The organism is Virgisporangium ochraceum, assembly GCF_016863655.1.
In the GTDB taxonomy this organism is placed as follows: Bacteria; Actinomycetota; Actinomycetes; order Mycobacteriales; family Micromonosporaceae; genus Virgisporangium; species Virgisporangium ochraceum.
Map to the genome: position 1 here is coordinate 24,898 of NZ_BOPH01000132.1, position 18,800 is coordinate 43,697.

At 72.0% G+C, this 18,800-nt stretch carries 18 protein-coding genes; 9 read left to right on the forward strand and 9 right to left on the reverse strand.

The annotated features are described in order from the left end of the window. The first annotated feature begins 21 nt into the window (after positions 1 to 21). Both Voc01_RS45690 and Voc01_RS45695 read left to right on the forward strand, forming a co-directional pair. Positions 22 to 918, forward strand: a complete 897-nt coding sequence (locus Voc01_RS45690) for a peptidylprolyl isomerase (protein ID WP_203934038.1) — start codon at positions 22 to 24, stop codon at positions 916 to 918. A 74-nt stretch (positions 919 to 992) separates the two neighbouring features. After that, positions 993 to 1,847: a peptidylprolyl isomerase gene (locus Voc01_RS45695; protein ID WP_239160961.1), complete on the forward strand. Its 855-nt coding sequence runs from the start codon at positions 993 to 995 to the stop codon at positions 1,845 to 1,847. Positions 1,848 to 2,214: 367 nt separating this feature from the next. On the opposite strand, the gene Voc01_RS45700 is transcribed toward Voc01_RS45695, so the two are convergent. The 9 genes from Voc01_RS45700 to Voc01_RS45740 form a co-directional block, all read right to left on the reverse strand. After that, a complete protein-coding gene (locus tag Voc01_RS45700; protein WP_239160977.1) occupies positions 2,215 to 4,656 on the reverse strand; it encodes a RelA/SpoT family protein in 2,442 nt (813 codons plus the stop codon). A gap of 255 nt (positions 4,657 to 4,911) precedes the next feature. Further along, positions 4,912 to 5,460, reverse strand: a complete 549-nt coding sequence (locus Voc01_RS45705) for an adenine phosphoribosyltransferase (RefSeq protein ID WP_203934041.1) — start codon at positions 5,458 to 5,460, stop codon at positions 4,912 to 4,914. A 14-nt stretch (positions 5,461 to 5,474) separates the two neighbouring features. Then, positions 5,475 to 6,689 carry a protein translocase subunit SecF gene (secF, locus tag Voc01_RS45710; RefSeq protein WP_203934042.1) on the reverse strand — a complete coding sequence of 405 codons (1,215 nt, stop codon included), beginning with the start codon at positions 6,687 to 6,689 and terminating at the stop codon, positions 5,475 to 5,477. Positions 6,690 to 6,692: 3 nt separating this feature from the next. Beyond that, positions 6,693 to 8,486 carry a protein translocase subunit SecD gene (gene secD / locus Voc01_RS45715; RefSeq protein WP_203934043.1) on the reverse strand — a complete coding sequence of 598 codons (1,794 nt, stop codon included), beginning with the start codon at positions 8,484 to 8,486 and terminating at the stop codon, positions 6,693 to 6,695. A gap of 100 nt (positions 8,487 to 8,586) precedes the next feature. Further along, positions 8,587 to 9,000, reverse strand: a complete 414-nt coding sequence (gene yajC, locus Voc01_RS45720) for a preprotein translocase subunit YajC (protein ID WP_203934044.1) — start codon at positions 8,998 to 9,000, stop codon at positions 8,587 to 8,589. 175 nt (positions 9,001 to 9,175) lie between these two features. Next, positions 9,176 to 10,225, reverse strand: a complete 1,050-nt coding sequence (gene ruvB, locus Voc01_RS45725) for a Holliday junction branch migration DNA helicase RuvB (RefSeq protein WP_203934045.1) — start codon at positions 10,223 to 10,225, stop codon at positions 9,176 to 9,178. Then, the gene (gene ruvA / locus Voc01_RS45730) at positions 10,222 to 10,824 is read right to left on the reverse strand and encodes a Holliday junction branch migration protein RuvA (protein ID WP_203934046.1); all 603 of its coding nucleotides are present in this window, start codon (positions 10,822 to 10,824) and stop codon (positions 10,222 to 10,224) included. Before ruvA ends, ruvB begins: the two co-directional genes overlap by 4 nt. Continuing rightward, positions 10,821 to 11,348, reverse strand: coding sequence for a crossover junction endodeoxyribonuclease RuvC (gene ruvC, locus Voc01_RS45735; RefSeq protein ID WP_203934122.1), 528 nt, complete (start codon positions 11,346 to 11,348; stop codon positions 10,821 to 10,823). The genes ruvA and ruvC overlap by 4 nt, the downstream gene beginning before the upstream one ends. A 171-nt stretch (positions 11,349 to 11,519) precedes the next feature. Beyond that, positions 11,520 to 12,035, reverse strand: a complete 516-nt coding sequence (locus tag Voc01_RS45740) for a hypothetical protein (RefSeq protein ID WP_203934047.1) — start codon at positions 12,033 to 12,035, stop codon at positions 11,520 to 11,522. Between the two features lie 283 nt (positions 12,036 to 12,318). On the opposite strand from Voc01_RS45740, the gene Voc01_RS45745 reads away from it, so the two are divergent. From Voc01_RS45745 to Voc01_RS45775, 7 genes are all read left to right on the forward strand, one after another. Continuing rightward, entirely contained in the window at positions 12,319 to 12,558 is a 240-nt protein-coding gene (locus Voc01_RS45745; RefSeq protein WP_203934048.1) for a hypothetical protein, read from the forward strand. 10 nt (positions 12,559 to 12,568) lie between these two features. Next, on the forward strand, positions 12,569 to 13,687 hold the full coding sequence (gene macS / locus Voc01_RS45750; RefSeq protein WP_239160962.1) for a MacS family sensor histidine kinase: 1,119 nt from the start codon (positions 12,569 to 12,571) through the stop codon (positions 13,685 to 13,687). A gap of 4 nt (positions 13,688 to 13,691) precedes the next feature. Next, complete coding sequence (locus tag Voc01_RS45755; protein WP_203934049.1) at positions 13,692 to 14,339, forward strand: response regulator; 648 nt, start codon at positions 13,692 to 13,694, stop codon at positions 14,337 to 14,339. A gap of 49 nt (positions 14,340 to 14,388) precedes the next feature. Next, positions 14,389 to 14,889, forward strand: a complete 501-nt coding sequence (locus Voc01_RS45760; protein WP_373873953.1) for a SigE family RNA polymerase sigma factor — start codon at positions 14,389 to 14,391, stop codon at positions 14,887 to 14,889. Continuing rightward, positions 14,886 to 15,878 (forward strand): TolB-like translocation protein, encoded by a 993-nt coding sequence (locus Voc01_RS45765; protein ID WP_203934051.1) that lies wholly within the window; start codon positions 14,886 to 14,888, stop codon positions 15,876 to 15,878. The genes Voc01_RS45760 and Voc01_RS45765 overlap by 4 nt, the downstream gene beginning before the upstream one ends. 91 nt (positions 15,879 to 15,969) lie before the next feature. After that, complete coding sequence (locus tag Voc01_RS45770; RefSeq protein WP_203934052.1) at positions 15,970 to 17,124, forward strand: HEAT repeat domain-containing protein; 1,155 nt, start codon at positions 15,970 to 15,972, stop codon at positions 17,122 to 17,124. Positions 17,125 to 17,220: 96 nt separating this feature from the next. Beyond that, entirely contained in the window at positions 17,221 to 18,798 is a 1,578-nt protein-coding gene (locus tag Voc01_RS45775; RefSeq protein ID WP_203934053.1) for a phospholipase D family protein, read from the forward strand. Positions 18,799 to 18,800: the final 2 nt, after the last annotated feature.

Below are 18,800 nucleotides of genomic sequence, written 5' to 3' on the forward strand. Positions count from 1 at the left end.
ATCTTACGGAGGACCCGCACCGTGGCCCGCACCAGAGACCGCCAACGGGCGCTCGCGCGCGCGAAGCTGGACCGGCAGATCGCCCGACGCGCGGCGGCAGCCCGCAGGAAGCGGCAGATCCAGGCCGGCACGGCAGCCGGTCTGGCGCTGGTGCTGATCGTCCTCGGAGCCCTGTGGTTCGGCGGCGTCTTCGAGGGCGACAAGGATCCGGCGCCCCAGGGCAGCGGCCAGTGCGCCTGGAACGAGAACACCGGCGGCCAGAACGTCAAGGACGTCGGCCGGCCGCCCAACGACGACCTGCCGACCACGGGCATCGAGACGATGACGATCACCACCAACCAGGGTGTGATCAAGGCGGCGATCGACGTCTCCAAGGTCCCCTGCACGGCGGCGAGCTTCTCGTTCCTGTCCGGCAAGGGCTACTTCGACAACACCCCCTGCCACCGGCTCACCACCGACGGCGGCGGCTTCGTGCTGCAGTGCGGTGACCCGTCGGGCTCCGGCAGCGGCGGCCCCGGGTACCGGTTCGCCGACGAGAACCTGCCGACGGCCACCACGCCGCCGAGCACCGACCCGTCCGCGTCGGCCTCGCCGCCGGCCGCCCCGGCACTGTACAAGCGGGGCATGATCGCGATGGCGAACTCGGGTGAGGACACCAACGGCAGCCAGTTCTTCATCGTCTACAAGGACTCGCCGGCGTTCGAGGCCAAGTACACGGTGCTCGGCAACATCACCGAGGGCCTCGAGGTGGTCGACAAGATCGCCGAGAGCGGTGTCGCCGAGGGCTCGGAGAAGCCGGGCGACGGCAAGCCGAAGGTCGAGGTCACCATCCAGAAGCTCACCCTGGGCAGCGGCGACGCGCCCGCGGAGACGCCGAGCGGCCAACCATCGGGCAGCTCGTCGGCGTCGACTCAGTAGGGGCCAGTGCCGGCGGCCGGCCGGCGGGTCGCTAGTGTCCATTCACCAGAAGGAATGTGCAGGGGGAACCGACCGTGACGTCGAACCGGGACCGGGACCGGCGGGCAGCCGCGCGGGCGCGGCTGGAACGCGAGATGGCGCTGCGCGCCGACGCCGCCCGTCAGCGGCGCCGCACCCAGACCATCATCGCCGGCGGTGCGGCCGCGCTGGTGCTGGTCGGTGCGATCGTGTGGATCGCGATCGCCGTCGGCGGCGACGGTGAGAACGCCGACCCGACGGTCGCTCCCGACGCGAGCGGCTCGGTCTCGGCGAGCCCGACGAGCTGCGAGTACAAGCCCCTGGTCGACCCGAGCGCGTCCGCGTCGCAGGAGCCCCTGCCGGCGAGCGTCAAGGAGGTCGGCAAGCCGGAGGCGAACGTGCCCCGGTCGGGCAAGCAGGTCATGACGATCAACACCAACCTGGGTGAGATCGCCATCGAGATGGACCTGGCCAAGACCCCCTGTACGGCGGGCAGCTTCGCGTACCTGGCCGGCAAGAAGTTCTTCGACAACACCAAGTGCCACCGCCTGGTCGCCGACATCGGTGCCCTGCAGTGCGGCGACCCGGGCGGCGACGGCACCGGCGGCCCGACCTACCGCTTCGGTGACGAGAACCTGCCGGTCAACCGGCGCCCGGCCTACCCCGAGGGCGCGGTCGCGATGGCGAACGCCGGTCCCGACACCAATGGCAGCCAGTTCTTCTTCGTGTTCAAGGACAGCCCGCTGCAGGCCCAGTACTCCCTGTTCGGCAAGATCACCAAGGGCATGGACATCATAAAGAAGATCGCCGAAGGCGGCGACGACGGCGCCTACGCCCAACAGGCCGGCGGCGGCCGTCCGAAGACCGAGATCGTCTTCCAGACCGTGACGGTCAGCCCCGTCACCGCATAAGGACCCGTTCGGCGGAGGGGACGCCCGGCCCGGGCGTCCCCTCCGCCGCATCCCACCGCCCTCCCGACCGAACGCCCCCCGACGCCCGCGCGCCCCGCGCTCCCGGCCCCCCGACGCCCCCCGCGCTCCCGGCCCCGCGCCCCGCGCTCCCGGCCCCCCGACGCCCCCGCGCCCCCGGGCCCGCGCTCCCGGCCCCGCGCTCCTGGGGTCTCCGCGCCCCGATCCGCGTCGATCTTGCAGTTGTGGCCGCACCTATTTCCGGCTATGTCGCCCATTTCGGGGGCCACAACTGCAAGATCGGCGGGGGCTCGGACGGCGGACGGCGCGCGGCGGACGGCGACGGCCGGCGACGGGCGTGGCGCCCGGGTCAGTTGCCGGAGGTCACGCGGTAGGCGTCGTAGACGCCGTCCACCCGGCGTACGGCGCCCAGGAGGTGCTTCAGGTGCTGGGGATCGGCCATCTCGAAGCTGAAACGGCTCACCGCAACCCTGTCGCGGGTGGTGCTCACCGTCGCTGAGAGGATGTTGACCTTTTCCTCGGAGAGGACCTTGGTGATGTCGGCCAGCAGGCGGTTCCGGTCGAGCGCCTCGACCTGGATCGACACCAGGAACGTCGACGCCGACGTGGGCTTCCAGGAGACCTCGAGCAGCCGCTCGGGCTGGGCCTTCAGGTCGGCCGCGTTGGCACACGTGTCACGGTGGACGCTGACGCCGCCGGAGCGGGTGATGAACCCGAAGATGTCGTCGTTGGGCACCGGCGTGCAGCAGCGGGCCAGCTTGATGTAGATGTCGGAGTCGCCCTGGACGACGACACCCGGGTCACTCGCCGACGAGCGCACCCGCGGCTGGCGGGTCGGGATCGCCGTCTCGGCGACGTCCTCGACCACCCCCTCGTCGCCGCCGTAGCCCGCGACGAGCCGCTGCACCACCGACTGCGCCGACACCTGGCCCTCGCCGATCGCCGCGTACAGCGCGGCCACGTCGGCGAGGTGCAGGTCGCGGGCGATGGCGTTCAGGGCATCGGACGTGAGCAGGCGCTGCATCGGGAGACCCTGCTTGCGCATCGCCTTGAGCAGGGAGTCCTTGCCCAGCTCGATGGCCTCTTCGCGGCGCTCCTTGTTGAAGTGCTGCCGGATCTTGGTGCGGGCGCGGGGGCTCTTGACGAACCCGAGCCAGTCCTGCGTGGGTCCACTGGTATCGCTCTTCGACGTGAAGATCTCGATGACGTCGCCGTTGGACAGCGTCGACTCCAGCGGCACCAGCTTGCCGTTGACCTTGGCGCCGATGCACTTGTGACCGACCTCGGTGTGCACCGCGTACGCGAAGTCGACCGGCGTCGACCCCGACGGCAACGCGATCACGTCGCCCTTCGGCGTGAAGACGTAGACCTCCTGCGAGGACAGGTCGAAGCGCAGCGCGTCGAGGAACTCCGACGGGTCGGCCGCCTCCCGCTGCCAGTCGAGCAGCTGGCGCAGCCAGGTCATCTCGTCGATGTGCGCGGGCGGACCGGCGATCGTGGCGTTCTTGGTCTCCTTGTACCGCCAGTGCGCCGCGATGCCGTACTCGGCCGTGCGGTGCATCGCGTACGACCGGATCTGCATCTCCACGGGCTTGCCGGTCGGACCGATCACCGTGGTGTGCAGCGACTGGTACATGTTGAACTTCGGCATCGCGATGTAGTCCTTGAACCGGCCCGGGACGGGCTGCCAGTTCGCGTGGATCACGCCGAGCGCCGCGTAGCAGTCACGCACGCTATCGACCAGGATGCGCACGCCCACCAGGTCGTAGATGTCGGCGAACTCCCGTCCGCGCACGATCATCTTCTGGTAGACGGAGTACAGGTGCTTCGGCCGCCCGGAGACCTCCGCCTTGATCTTGGCGGTACGCAGGTCGTTGCCGACCTTCTGGGTGACCTGCCGCAGCAGCGCCTCGCGCTGGGGCGCGTGCTCGTTGATCAGGCGGTGGATCTCCTCGTACCGCTTCGGGAACAGCGTGCCGAAGGAGAGGTCCTCGAGCTCCCACTTGATCGTGTTCATGCCGAGGCGGTGCGCGAGCGGGGCCAGGATCTCCAGCGTCTCCTTGGCCTTCTGCTCCTGCTTCTCGCGGGGCAGGAAGGTGAGGGTGCGCATGTTGTGCAGCCGGTCGGCCAGCTTGATCACCAGCACCCGCGGGTCCTTGGCCATGGCGACGACCATCTTGCGGATCGTCTCGGCCTTCGCGGCGTCGCCCAGCTTGACCTTGTCGAGCTTCGTGACGCCGTCGACCAGCAGCGCGACCTCGCCGCCGAACTCCGAGCGCACCGACTCCAGCGGGTACCCGCAGTCCTCCACGGTGTCGTGCAGCAGGGCCGCGGCCAGCGTGGTGGAGTCCATGCCGAGGTTCGCCAGGATCGTGGCGACGGCCAGCGGGTGCGTGATGTACGGGTCGCCGGAGCGCCGGTACTGCCCGTCGTGCAGCTCGTTGGCCTTGTCGTAGGCCCGCTGCAGCAGCCGCAGGTCGCCCTTGGGGTGCGAGTTGCGGTGCTGGGAGATCAGCGGCTCGAGCACCGAGCTGACCTGCTGGCTCTGCCACGGCGCGTTGAACCGGGCCAGCCGGGCCCGCACCCGCCGCCCGGTGGGCGTGCCGAGCAGCCCGAACGAGCCGGACCCCGGGTCGCCGTTCGGCGCGCCGGACGTCGGCGCCTGGACCTGTGCCGTGCCGTCGGACCCGTCGCCGCCCGGGAACGGCAGGATCTTCGCGCCGTTCTCGGCCGACCCGCCACCGTTCGACCCGTTCGACCCGTTCGTCGCCCCGGCGGTTTCCGAAGCCACCGCCGCGCCCGAACCCCCCGCGGGAGGCGCGTTGTCGCCGGACACCGACCGCTCCTCCTCAGCCACGCCGTCTCCGCCCCCTCGACTCGGACCGGTAACCCGGACCCGAGACGCCATCGTACCCGTCCCTGGCAGCCGCAATAGCCGCTCAGCCGGGGGTATCGGATATGAGGCTCCCGTGAACCTTCCGGCGGTCGGGACCGGTGGTCGGGGCCGGTGATCAGGACCGTGGTCGGGGCCGTGATCGGGACCGGGTCAGGCGACTACCAGGAGGGCGTGCACCTCGCGGGGTGCCAGCTTGGCCCGGGCACCGAGGAACTCCAGCTCCATGAGCACGCTGAACCCGGTCACCGTGCCGCCGGCCCGCTCGATGAGGCCGAGCGTCGCGGCGGCCGTGCCCCCGGTGGCGAGCACGTCGTCGACCACCAGGACGCGCTGGCCGGCCGTGAAGGCGTCGGCGTGCAGCTCCAGGGTCGCCTCGCCGTACTCCAGCGCGTACGTCGCCGCCAGCACCTTGCGGGGGAGCTTGCCCGCCTTACGGACGGGCACCACCCCCACCCCGGCGGCGTAGGCGACCGCCGCCGCGATCACGAACCCGCGGGCCTCGATGCCCGCCACCACGTCGAACCGTCCCTGATGGCGGCTGACGATGGCGTCGATGGTCGCGCGGAACGCCTCGCCGTCGGCGAACAGCGGCATCAGATCCTTGAACATGATTCCGGGCTTGGGAAAGTCCGGAACGTCGAGGACCCTGCTCGCCACCAGCTCGGCGGTCGCCTCGCCGCTGTCGCCCCGTACGGTCACGTGTTCGCCTGCCCTTACCGGCGCTTGCCGCTCTGGCGCTTGCGCGGCGTCTGCCGGCTCGCGCCGCCACCCGGCCGCGAACCGCCACCGCCGGAGCCCGAACGGGCGCCGGAGCCGGAGCCGGCCATCGCCTTGGTGGCCTTCTTGGCGGGCGGGGCCTCGTCGTCGACCTCGTCGACCTCGTCGAGGTCCTCGTCGACCTCGCGGGCCGGCTTCTTGAGGCTGGGGGCGCCCTTCTTCGCGGCGGCCTTGCGCGCCTCGCGGGGGTCGATGCCGGCCCGCCGGGCCGCGACCCGCTGCGCGTGCAGCTTGTAGCGGGTGTCGAGCATCTTGATGTCGACCAGCCACGGCGTGGCCAGGAACATCGACGAGTACGCACCGGTCGCCAGGCCCACGAACAGCACCAGCGCCAGGTCCTTCAGCGTGCCGACGCCGAGCAGGCCGGCGCCGACGAACAGCAGACCCGCGACCGGCAGCAGCGCGATCAACGACGTGTTGATCGAACGCATCAGCGTCTGGTTGACCGCGAGGTTCGCCGCCTCCGGGTACGTGTACCGCGTGGAGCCGAGCAGGCCGCGGGTGTTCTCCTGCACCTTGTCGAACACGACGACGGTGTCGTACAGGGAGAAGCCGAGGATCGTCAGCAGACCGATCACCGTGGCCGGACTGACCTCGAACCCGATCAGCGAGTAGATGCCGGCGGTGAGCACGAGGTCGTGGATGAGCGCGCCGATGGCCGCGATCGCCATGGCCCGTTCGAACCGGATCCACAGGTACGCGGCGACGAGCACCAGGAACACGGCAAGACCGAGCAGCGCCCGTTCACTGACCGCCCGGCCCCACGACGAGCTGACGTCGCTGATCGCGATCTGGCTCTCGGTGACGTTGGCGGCGTCGATGATCGCGTTGACCGCCGCTTCCCGCTGCTCCTCGTCGAGGTTCGGCGTGCGGATGAGGAAGTTGGCGTTCTGGCCGACCGTCTGCACGGACGTGACCGTGACGCCCGCGTCCTCGATCTTGGCGCGGACGTCCTCGACCGACACCCCCGGCTGGACGGGCGCGATGAACTGCGTGCCACCGGCGAACTCGACGCCCCAGTGGAAGCCGCGGAACACCATGCTGCCGACGCACACCAGGATCAGCACGGCCGACGCGATGTACCACCACTTGCGGTGCCCGATGAAGTTGTAGTTCGTCTCGCCCCGGTAGAGGCGGCGCAGAACACCCATGGCTCAGGACTCCTTCGTGCGCAGCGCGCCGCGCCGGCCGGTGGTGGTGGCCGTCTCGGAGGCGGCCCGGTCCGAACGCATGTTGCCCAGGCCGGAGAAGCGCGGCGAGGTGAACGCGTTCGCCCGCGACATCAGTGCGACCAGTGGATGGGTGAAGAGGAACACGACCAGCACGTCGATGATCGTCGACAGGCCCAGCGTGAACGCGAAGCCCTTCACGCCACCCACGGCGAGCAGGTACAGCACGGCCGCGGCGAGCATCAGGACCGTGTCGGCCGAGAGGATCGTGCGTCTGGCCCTCGACCAGGCCCGTGGCACGGCGCTGCGCACCGTGCGGCCGTCGCGCACCTCGTCTTTCAGTCGTTCGAAGAACACGACGAAGGAGTCGGCCGTGATACCGATCGCGACGATGAACCCGGCGACGCCGGCGAGGGTCAGGGCGTACCCGAAGTTGCGCCCGAGCAGCACCAGCGACGCGAAGATCATGGCGCCGGAGACGACCAGGCTCAGCACGACCACCAGGCCGAGCGCCCGGTAGTAGAGCAGGCAGTACAGCACGACGAGCGCGACACCGATCGCGCCGGCGATCAGGCCGCCCTCCAGGGCGGCGAGGCCGAGCGTGGCGCTGACCGTGTCGACCGACTCGATCTTGAAGCTCAGCGGCAGCGAGCCGTACTTCAGCTGGCGGGAGAGCGTGTCGACGTCCTCCTTGGTGAAGCCGCCGTAGATCTGCGCGTCGCCGGCGATGACGCCCTGGATGGTGGGCGCCGACACGACGCGGTTGTCGAGCACGATCGCGACCCGGCGCTGCTCCTCGGGAGCGCTGCCGCCGGCGTAGACGTCGCTGGTGAGCTTGGTCCACTTGTTCTGGCCGTCGCCGTCGAAGGACAGCGACACGACCCAGCCGTTGGTGGGGTCGGTGCCGAAGGTGGCGTCGTCGACGTCGTCACCGAGCACGGCGGCCTTGTCGAGCAGGAACTTCGTGGGGGCGCCGTTCTCCTCGCCGCAGGCGACGACCTCCTCCTCGGGCTTGACGATCGAGCCCGGCGGCCGCTGGTTCAGCTTCTGGCAGCTGATCTGCGGGATGTTGTACTGCATCTGCGCCGGGAGGACCGACACCTCTTCGCCGGTGAGGGTCGTGAACGGCTCGAAGATCGCGGCGGTCTCGCCGGTGACCTGGCTGGGGTCCTGCACCTGCTGGGCGATCTGCAGCACGTCACCGAGCTTGGCGACGACCTGTTCGCGCAGCTTGATGGTCTCCGGGTCGATCGTCGAGCTGGCGCTGGGCGACCCGCTGGGCGACCCGCTCGCCGCGCCGGAGGCGCTGCCGCTGGCCGACGCGCTCGGGGACCCGCTGGCCGACGCGCTCGGGCTCGCCGACGCGCTGGCCGAGCCGCTGGGGCTCGCCGAGGCGCTGGCCGACGCCGTGGCCTCGGGGTCCTCGCCGCTCTGGTCGGCGGTGGAGGAGAGCACCTTGCGGAAGCGGAGCTGGGCCGGCTGCACGAGCTTGCGCAGCTCGTTGGGGTCGGTCTGGCCGGCCACCTGGACGACGATGTTGCGGTCGCCGTCGATGGTGACGCTGGGCTCGGACACACCGCTCAGGTCGACCCGCTCGGCGATGATCTGCCGGGCCTGCTCCATCTGCTCGCTGTTGGGCGCACCTCCCCCGGGCGTGCGGGCCGACAGCGTCATGCTGGTGCCGCCCTGCAGGTCGAGCCCGAGTTTCGGATGGGGCTTCTTGTCGCCGGTCAGGAACACCAGCCCGTAAAGGGCGATGATGATCAACGCCAGAGCCACGAAGTATCGCGAGGGCTTGATCTGCCCTGATGGTGCGGCCACGGTGGTTCGGTCTCCCCTGGATGACAGAAGGGACGGCGCGGGCGGCGGTGCCGGCGCGTCAGTCCTGGTCGATGACCTTCTTGGCGGTGAGGTCCGGCTTCTTCTCCAGATCCGGAGCCGGGTGCGCTTCGGGCTCGGAGGCGAGGTCCTCGTCGACCTCCTCCTCGTCGTCGACGGTCGCGGCGGTCACCACGCGACTGATCGACGCCCGAGAATACGTGTTGAACACGCCCGGCGAGACCTCGAGGACGACCTTCTCGTCGTCGATCTCCGACACGAAGCCGTAGAGGCCGCCGATGGTCAGGACCTCGTCGCCGGGGCCGATGGACCTCTGCATCTCCTCGACCTGCTGGCGACGCTTCTTGTTCGGGCGGATGAACAGGAAGTACATCGCACCGAAGAGGAGCACCATCATCAGCAGCGTGGGAGCGAAGCTTCCGCCACCGCCCTGGCTTTCCGCAGCGAACAACACTTGGCCTTGCCTTCCCTTGACCGGACGGGTGTGTCCGGGCGGTAACCGGTTCGCCACGCGAACCGCGGCGAGTCTAGTCGGTGAAACTCCGCATGACCTCTGTGCCGTTATCACGGCTTCGTCACGCATGCATCACCGGCCGCGCCTGTGCCCTCCCCCGGGACCAACCGCGACACTAGGGGTCCAGATTAAACAAACCCTCCGGGGCCTGTGTGACCGGCGTCGCTATCTGCGGTGGAGGAGTGCGTCCGAGGTGCCGCCACGCGTTCGCGGTGGCGACCCGGCCGCGCGGCGTGCGGGCCAGCAGCCCGGCCCGCAGCAGGAACGGCTCGCACACCTCGGCGACGGTGTCGGGCTGCTCGCCCACGGCGATGGCCAGCGTCGACAGCCCCACCGGTCCCCCACCGAAGTTCTCCACCAGCGCCCGGAGCACGGCCCGGTCGAGCCGGTCGAGGCCCAGCGGGTCGACGTCGTAGACCTTCAACGCGGCGCGGGCGGCGGGCAGATCGACGACACCGGCGCCGCGCACCTCGGCGTAGTCGCGCACCCGGCGCAGCAGGCGGTTCGCGATGCGTGGCGTGCCGCGTGATCGCGAGGCGATCTCCGCGGCGCCGTCGGGCGTGATCGCGATGTTCAGGATCTGGGCTGACCGGCTGAGCACGCGTTCCAGCTCGTCGGGCTCGTAGAAGTCGAGGTGACCGACGAAGCCGAACCGGTCGCGCATCGGCCCGGTGAGCAGCCCGGCCCGGGTGGTGGCGCCGACCAGCGTGAACGGCTCCACGTCGAGCGGGATGGCGGTGGCACCCGGTCCCTTGCCCACCACCACGTCGACGCGGAAGTCCTCCATCGCGCTGTAGAGCAGCTCCTCGGCCGGCCGGGCGATGCGGTGGATCTCGTCGATGAACAGGACGTCGCCGGCGGACAGGCTGGTGAGCACCGCGGCGAGGTCGCCGGCCCGCTCGATCGCCGGCCCGCTGGTGAGCCGCAGCCCGCTGCCCAGCTCGGTCGCGACGATCATCGACAGCGTGGTCTTGCCCAGCCCGGGCGAGCCGCTGAGCAGGATGTGGTCGGGCGGGGACCCGCGGCGCAGCGCGCTGTGCAGCAGGACCTCGAGCTGCTCGCGCACCCGCTGCTGGCCCACGAACTCGGCCAGCCGCTTCGGCCGGACGGTCGCCTCGGCGTCCCGGTCCTCGGGTGCCGCGACGGCCGACGTCTCGTTGCTCACCTGGTCGTCCCGAGCAGGCGGATGGCCTGCTTGAGCAGCACGGGCACCGGCGGCGGCTCGTCACCGACGGTCTCCGCGACGGTCGCGACCGCCTGTTCCGCCTGCGCGGGCGTCCACCCGAGCCCGATCAACCCCTCGCGGACCTGCACCGACCAGGCGGCCGCGATCGGCGACGCGACCGCGGGCACGTCGCCGCCGATGGGTCCGATGCGGTCGCGCAGTTCGAGCACCAGCTTCTCGGCGCCCTTCTTGCCGATGCCCGGCACCCGGGTGAGGGTGGCGACGTCGGCGGTGGCGATCGCGCGGCGCAGCACGTCGGGGTTGTGGATCGCGAGCGCGGCCTGCGCGATGCGGGGGCCGACGCCGCTGGCGGTCTGCAGCAGTTCGAAGAGGTGGCGGGCGTCGTCGTTGGCGAAGCCGTAGAGGGTCAGCGAGTCCTCGCGCACGATGAGACTGGTGGCGAGCCGGGCCTCCTCGCCGACCCGCAGCCCGGCGATCGTGCTCGGCGCGCAGCTGATGGCGAGCCCGACCCCACCGACCTCGACGACGACGCCGTCGGGTCCGATCGTGGTCACCTTGCCCCGGACGCTGGCGATCATCGGTAGCTGCCCTTCTTCGCTGCTGCGGCCGCCTCGGCCAGCTTGTTCTTCACCGCGCCCCGCCAGGTGTGGCAGATCGCCAACGCGAGCGCGTCGGCGGCGTCGGCCGGTTTCGGTCGCTCGGTGAGCCGCAGCAGCCGGGTGACCATGGTGGTGACCTGCTCCTTGCCGGCCTGCCCCGAGCCGGTGACGGCGGCCTTCACCTCGCTGGGCGTGTACATGGCGACGGGCAGCCCGGCCCGCGCCGCCGCCAGCAGCGCCACCGCCCCGGCCTGCGCCGTGCCCATCACCGTGCGCACGTTGTGCTGGCTGAACACCCGCTCGACGGCGATCTGCTCGGGGCGGTGGTCGGCGATGAGCCGGGTCAGCTCCCGGTCGAGGTGCAGCAGCCGCTGCGACAGGTCGGCGCCCGGGTCGGTCTGCACCACGCCGACGAAGACGAGGTCGCCGGGCCGCCCCGGCCGCCCCTCGACCACGCCGACGCCACACCGCGTCAACCCGGGATCGACGCCGAGCACCCGCACGCCCGCCCCTCCCACCACTCGAACATCGGTTCGACCGTAGTGCACCACCAGGCTGGCACCGACACCGACACGCGGCGGCCGGCTCCGCCCCGGTTCGCGACAAACGGTGGTCGATCCGGTGCGCTCTGCCACGCGAGCACCACACCGGATAGAGCGTCGTCCATGCAGGACTCAGCCCCCTCCCCGCGATCTTGGACGTTCAGACACGCCATGGCGGGCAGCGGCGTCCAAGATCGCGGGTGAGGGAGGGGTGGTCAGGCGGTTCAGGAGGGCGGCCCGGATCGTGGGGCGGGAGCCGAACGTCTGTAGGAAGATCGCCTCGCGGGCCAGCCGCTGGGCGTGGTTGTCCAGGCGCACCGAGCGGCTGCCCGTCTGCACCACGAGCGTGGCCGCCGCCCGGAGCACCAGTTCCGAGGCCGCCGCCCGGGCGGTCGCGGTGGCCTCGACGCCGTCGGCGTCAAGGAGGGCCTGGCGGCAGTGGTCCAGCTCCGCGTCGAGCGGGGTCGGGCCGAGGAGACGGCAGCAGCGGGCGGCCACCCCGATCGACAGGAAGCCGTTGAGCAGGGATCCGGCGGCCTCCCGGTTGGTCCACTCGGCCAGCGGCACCGTCGTGAGGAGGCGGTCGGCTGGCACGGGGTGACCGGTGAACGTCACCGTCGCGGTGCGGCTGGCCCGGGTGGTCACCACGTCGACCAGGTTGGCGGAGACCGTCGGGCCGGCCTGGGTGTCGACGAGCAGGTAGTGGACGACGTCGGCGTCGTCCAGCGCGGCTACCTGGACGACGTCCCACCAGGTCCCAGCCGGTGACCCAGTCGACCGGGCCGTCGAGACGGTACCCGCCGTCGGCCGGCCGGACCCGCACCGGCGCCGGCCCGCGCACCGACGACAGCGCGATGCCCGCCTTCGTCACGCCGTCGGCCAGCAGCGGCGCGAGCGGGTGGCCCCGGGCGGCGGCGATGGCCGCCGGGCCGTGGTGCTGCAACCAGACGAACGTGGTCGCCAGGCAGCCGCCGGCCAGGGTCTCCGCGATGGCGGCGGCGGCCGGGAGCTCGTCGGGCAGCCGGTACAGGCCGGCCCGGGCGAGCGCGTCGAAGTGGGCGGCGGGCACCCGGTCGGCGCGGTCGACGTCGAGGGCCGCCGGGAACAGCAGGGTGTCGGCGAGGTCGGCGGCATGGTTAAGGAGGGCGGCCATAGGGCGTCACCGTACTAAGTTCGCGGTCATGGCAACCGGCACGGCGTTCAGGATCCCCATGTGGCGGGCGCTCGCCGTGTTCCGGTTCGCGGCGCTCGCCTACGCCGGCGGGCTGGTGATCTACCGCGCCCACGACTACGAGCACCCGGTCGGCGGCTGGGTGGTGCTCGCCGGCATGGTGACCTGGACGTTCGCCGCCACGTACCTGTACGCCCGCCGCGGCTCCAACCGGTGGCCGGTGCTGGTCGCCGACCTGCTGGTCGCGCTGACGTTCGTGCTGGCCAGCCGGTGGATCGTGGGCGGCGCGCAGTTCCGGGAGGGCTTCTCGATCGTCCCGGTGACCTGGCACGGCGGACCGGTACTGGCCTGGGCCCTGTACGGCGGCCGGCGCCTCGGGCTGATCGCCGCGGTGATTCTCGGCGCCTCCGACATCTATGTGCGGCAGGAGACCGGGCTCAGCACAGTCACCGGCGCGGTGATCATGATCCTGGCGGCGGCCAGCGTCGGGTACGTGGTGCGGCTGGCCACCGAGGCCGAGGACAAGCTGCAGCGGGCGGTGCGGCTGGAGGCCGCGGCCCGGGAACGGGCCCGGCTCGCCCGCGACATCCACGACTCCGTGCTGCAGGTGCTCGCGATGGTGCAGCGCCGCGGCGCCGAGCTCGGCGGCGAGGCCGCCGAGCTGGGTCGGATGGCCGGCGCGCAGGAGGCCGCGCTGCGTGCGCTCATCAGCGAGACCAGGAGCAGGCGGGCCGGCACCGCGGAGGTCAACCTCGTGGCGCGGCTGGAGGCGCACGCCGGTCCCGACGTCACACTGGCCGCGCCGGCCGGCGCTGTGCCGGTCCCCGAGAACACCGCCGAGGCCGTGACGGGCGCGGTGGCCGCGGCCCTCGACAACGTCCGCCGGCACGCGGGCGGGGCACCGCACGCGTGGGTCCTGGTGGAGAGCGAGCCCGGCACCGTGACCGTGACCGTGCGCGACGACGGCCCGGGCATCCCCGCCGGCCGGCTCGACACCGCCGAGACCGAGGGCCGGCTCGGCGTCAGCCAGTCGATCAAGGGCCGCATCACCGAGATCGGCGGCGAGGTGGTGATCTTCTCCGCGCCCGGCCAGGGCACGGAGGTCGAGATGCGCGTGCCAGTACGGTGAGGGCATGAACGCAGTACGGGTGATGGTCGTCGACGACCACCCGATGTGGCGCGACGGGGTGGCCCGCGACCTCGCGGAGGCCGGGTACGACGTGGTCGCCTGCCTCGGCGAGGGTGCGCAGGCCGTGCGCCTGGCCGCCGCGACCCGTCCCGACGTGGTGGTGCTCGACCTGCAGCTGCCCGACCTGCGCGGCGACGAGGTGATCCGCGGCATCCGCGGCGCGCACCCCGACGCGCGGATCCTCATGCTCTCGGCGAGCGGCGAGCAGCAGGACGTGCTCGACGCGGTGAAGGCCGGCGCGGCGGGGTACCTGCTGAAGTCCGCCGGGCAGCAGGACTTCCTCGACGCGGTGAAGCGCACCGCACAGGGCGACGCCGTGTTCACCCCGGGCCTCGCCGGCCTGGTGCTCGGCGAGTACCGGCGGCTGGCCACCACCCCCGCCGACCCCGACGCCCCGGAGCTGACCCCGCGCGAGACCGAGGTGCTCCGGCTCGTGGCGAAGGGCATGTCGTACAAGCAGATCGCCGAGCGGCTGGTGCTGTCGCACCGCACGGTGCAGAACCACGTCCAGAACACGCTCGGCAAGCTGCAGCTCCACAACCGCGTCGAGCTGGCGAGGTTCGCCATCGAGAGAGGCCTCGACGCCGACTGACATGCAAGGTGGTCGGGCTCCCACCGCTTCTATCGCGATGGAGGTGGATGTGGACCGCACGACCGAGGTCGAGTTCACGGCGTTCGTCGCCGGCCGGACGCACGCCCTGTTCCGCACGGCGTACGCGCTCACCGGCAACCAGCACGCCGCCGAGGACCTGCTGCAGACGGCCCTCGCCAAGCTCGCCCTGGCCTGGACCCGCGTCTCGTCCGACCCGGAGGCGTACGCCCGGCGGATCATCTACCGGGAGCACGTGTCGATCTGGCGACGCATGTGGAAGCGCAATGAGGTGTCCACCGCCGACCCGCCCGACCCGCGGGGGCACGACCACACGGGCGCCGCGCTCGACCGGGTGCTGCTGCGCACCGTGCTGCTCACGCTGCCACCCCGCCAACGCGCGGTGATCATTCTGCGGTTCCTCGAGGACCGCAGCGAACAGGAGGTCGCCGACATCCTCGGCTGCAGCACAGGCACCGTCGGCAGCCAGGCGTCCCGCGCGCTCGCGAAGCTGCGCGCCGCGCTCGGCAACACCGAGGGGGTGGCCCGATGACCACGGACTTCGAGCGGCTGCTCCGGGAATCCGTGCACGACCTCGCGTCGGAGGGCCGGCCCGTCGACCTCGGCGGGCCGGCGCTGCGGCGCGCCGACCGGATCCGCACCGTCCGCGCGGTCTCCGCGGTATCGGCCGTGGTCGTCGCGGTCATGCTCGTCGCGGGTGTCGCGGCCGCCGTCAGGATCGGCCGGGCGGACCGGGACGTGCCGCCCGCCGACCCCGTGCCGTCCACGGTGCCGTCGACCGCGCCCTCGGCGACCCTCAGCGCCGAGCCGACCGAATCGGGGGACCCGGAGGAGTCCGAGGAGCCGCGCACCCCGCCGATCCTGGTGGCCGGCGGATGGATGATCCGGGCGGCGCCGAACGCCAACGACACGATGATCGTCTACGACGACGCCGCCGGCCGGTACCGCAGGGCGGGCACCTCCGCCACCGCGCTGCCCTCGCCGGACGGCCGCTACCTGGCGGTCGTGGGCCAGACCGCGATCATCGTCACCACCGTCGCCGACAAGCGGGTCGTGTACGAGCGCAACGCCATCGTCACCGGGGTCCGACCGGTGTGGTCGCCGGACAGCACGCGGCTCGCGTTCGCCACGTTCTCGCCCGAGGGCGTGAAGGTGCGGGTCGCCGAGGTCGCCGTCGCCACCGAGACGGCCAGCGACACGGTGAACTGCCCCGACGGCTGCATGCTCAAGTGGCTCGAGGACGGCGGGCACATCCGCGTCTACACCGGGTCACAGCGCGCCGAGGTGACGATCCGCGGCGGAGCCGTCGGCCGACCGTCGGCGACGCGGGACGACCCGTGCGGGTCGACCGTGCGCGCCTTCCGGATCGACGCCTCCTCCTGGATCTGCGTGACCGGCACCGGCTTCGCCATCACGACCGGTTCCGGCGCGGTGACCGGGCGGATCCCGTTCCCGACGGAGATCGCCGGGATCCCGGTGGCCGGCGACTGCGTCAACTTCGTGCTGTCCCGCGGGACCTGAGCCGGTCCGGGACCGGACAGATCGACATCGGTGTTGTGCCGGCTGCGTAGGGTGAGGGCCTTCGTTTCGCTGCGGAACGGGAGGGGCCCCGATGCGTGCGGTGCGGATGACTGCCGCCCGCAGGCCCGTCGTGCTCGGCGCCGCGGCCGCCGCGGTCTTCGTGGTGCTGGCGTTGGTGGCGTTCTGCACCAACCGGGGCAGCGACCCCACGAGCGGAGGCGGGATCGGTACGGCCGCACCGACCCCGACCGGCGGGCAGGGCGCGTTCCAGGTCGCGCTGGCGAACGACCGGCTCTACCTGCTCGATGGCACCATGTCGGTCACCGCGCTGCGGCGGGTCAGGGTCTCCGACCCGTTCCCGGTGCGGCTGGAGGTGTGCGGCCCGGCGGCGTCGTGCGCGGCATCGCCGGAACCGGCGCCGTCGGCGGTGGGTACGCCCGGTGACACCCAGCAGGGCCGGGTGAAGGTCGGCTCGCACATCGGCGCCGAGCTGACCTCGAACGCCCCCGACGCGGTCGGCATCGACCCGGTCGGGGTGCGGACACAGCCGGTGATCGACCCGGCCGACCGCGCCTCCTGGGAGTGGCACGTCACCCCGACGGCGACCGGCGAGTTCTCCCTCACGCTGGGCGTGACGACGCTGCGTCCCGACGCCGCGACCGCCCTGCTGCCCACCACCTACCTCCGGATCCCGCTGGTCGTCGAGCAGACGATCGGCAACCGGATCCGGTCGGTGGGCCGCACCGCGAAGGACACCGTCGACTGGGTCCTGCAGGTGCTCGCCGCGATGGCCGGTCTCGGCGCCACCACCTGGCTGGTCACGGCGTGGCGACGCCGCCGCGGCACGGTGCCGGCGCACAGCGCGGACCGGCGGACCGAGACGGCCAGCACCGACCCGGAGGTCCGCAGGGCGGCCGTCACCGCGCTGGCGGCGGAGCTTCCCGACGACGCGACCGTCGGCGAACTGCTCGCGGACCGTGCACACCACGACCCCGCGCCCGCCGTCCGGGAGGCGGCGGTGCGGTCGCTGGCCGACCGTAGGCCCGTGGGTGAGCGGACAGTCACCGTCCTGAAGCGGTGCGCGGTCGAGGACCCCGACCCGGACGTGCGGAGGGCCGCGATCAGGGCGGTCGTCGCCGTCGACCCGTCCGTGGACGCCTGGCTGGCCAGCCGGGCCGCCGACGACCCCGACGAGGACGTGCGGGTGGCCGCGGGACGGGAACTGCGGCAACGGGCCACACCGTGACTCTCCGCACCTCCTGCGGGATAGCGGAGAACCGCTCCGGCGCGCGATGATCCGGGGATTGTTTCGCCGGGGCGCACAGACGGGAAACCCACATCGGTGCAGATCGAGGACTGGTTTCTGACGCCGCAGCAGCGGGGCAACCGTCGTACCTCGCTGCCGCCGTGGTGCGAGGGCAGCCTGGCCACCCCGATCGTCGACGGTGCCGACTACTTCAGCCGGCTGGTCGACGAGATCGAGGCCCTCGGGCCGGGTGACCACCTGTTCTTCACCGACTGGCGGGGCGACCCCGACCAGCTGATGCGCGACGACGGTCCCACGATGGTGGAGCTGTTCCGGGCGGCGGCCAAGCGCGGGGTGGTGGTGCGCGGCATGCTCTGGCGCTCGCACCTCGACATCGGCCAGTTCAGCCAGGAGGAGAACCGCGAGGTCAGCGAGAAGCTGGAGGAGGTCGGCGGCGAGGTGCTGCTCGACCAGCGGGTGCGGCGGGGCGGGTCGCACCACCAGAAGCTGGTCGTCCTGCGTCACCCCGACAACCCGCAGCGTGACGTCGCGTTCGCCGGCGGCATCGACCTGTGCTACAGCCGGCGCGACACGTCGGAGCACCTGGGCGACCGGCAGGCCGTGCCGATGTCGGAGAAGTACGGCGAGCATCCGCCGTGGCACGACGTGCAGGTCGAGATCAGGGGACCCGCGGTCGGCTCGCTCGACACGTCGTTCCGCGAGCGCTGGAACGACCCGACGAACCCGGCGAGCCGCCGCCCGGTCGCCTGGCTGGTCGACAAGGTGCGCAAGGCGAACCTGAACCCCGGTCCGCTGCCGCCGCAGCCACCCGACCCCGAACCGGTCGGCCCGCACGCGGTGCAGGTGCTGCGCACCTACCCGGCGACCCGGCCACACTACCCGTTCGCCCCCGACGGTGAGCGGTCGATCGCGCGTGGGTACTCCAAGGCCATCAAGCGCGCCCGCCGGCTCATCTACCTGGAGGACCAGTACATGTGGTCCACCGACGTCGCCCGGTTGTTCGCCCGGGCCCTCAAGCGGAACCCCGACCTGCACCTGGTCGTGGTGGTGCCGCGACACCCCGACGTCGACGGGGCCCTGGCGATGGCACCGAACCAGATCGGACGCGCGCAGGCGCTGGAGGTCTGCAAGCGGGCCGGCGGCGAGCGGGTGCACGTCTTCGACATCGAGAACCACGAGGGAACACCGGTCTACGTGCACGCCAAGGTCTGCGTCGTCGACGACGTGTGGGCCAGCATCGGCAGCGACAACCTCAACCGCCGGTCGTGGACCCACGACAGCGAGCTGGCGTGCGCGGTGCTCGACGGGACCCGCGACGAGCGGGCACCGGCCGACCCGGCCGGCACCGGCGACGGCGCCCGCGTGTACGCCCGCAACCTGCGGCTGCGCCTGATGAGCGAGCACCTCGACAGCACCGACGACGACGCGCTCGTCGACCCGGCGCGGGCCATCGAGGCGTTCGAGGCGTCCGCGAACGCGCTCGACGGCTGGTACGCCGGTGGGCAGGTCGGCGAGCGCCCGCCCGGCCGGCTGCGTCGCCACCACCCGGAGAAGCTCGGTCCGATCGCACGGTTGTGGGCGACCCCGGTCTACAAGATCGTGTACGACCCCGACGGCCGGCCGATGCGCAAGCGGATGCGGCGGGCCTGGTAGAG

Excerpts from the sequence above, each read along its gene's own strand:
- Voc01_RS45770 (WP_203934052.1), top strand. The coding sequence starts at position 15,970 with ATGCGTGCGGTGCGGATGACTGCCGCCCGCAGGCCCGTCGTGCTCGGC.
- macS (WP_239160962.1), top strand. The coding sequence starts at position 12,569 with ATGGCAACCGGCACGGCGTTCAGGATCCCCATGTGGCGGGCGCTCGCC.
- Voc01_RS45755 (WP_203934049.1), top strand. The coding sequence starts at position 13,692 with ATGAACGCAGTACGGGTGATGGTCGTCGACGACCACCCGATGTGGCGC.
- ruvA (WP_203934046.1), bottom strand. The coding sequence starts at position 10,824 with ATGATCGCCAGCGTCCGGGGCAAGGTGACCACGATCGGACCCGACGGC.
- secF (WP_203934042.1), bottom strand. The coding sequence starts at position 6,689 with ATGGGTGTTCTGCGCCGCCTCTACCGGGGCGAGACGAACTACAACTTC.
- Voc01_RS45765 (WP_203934051.1), top strand. The coding sequence starts at position 14,886 with ATGACCACGGACTTCGAGCGGCTGCTCCGGGAATCCGTGCACGACCTC.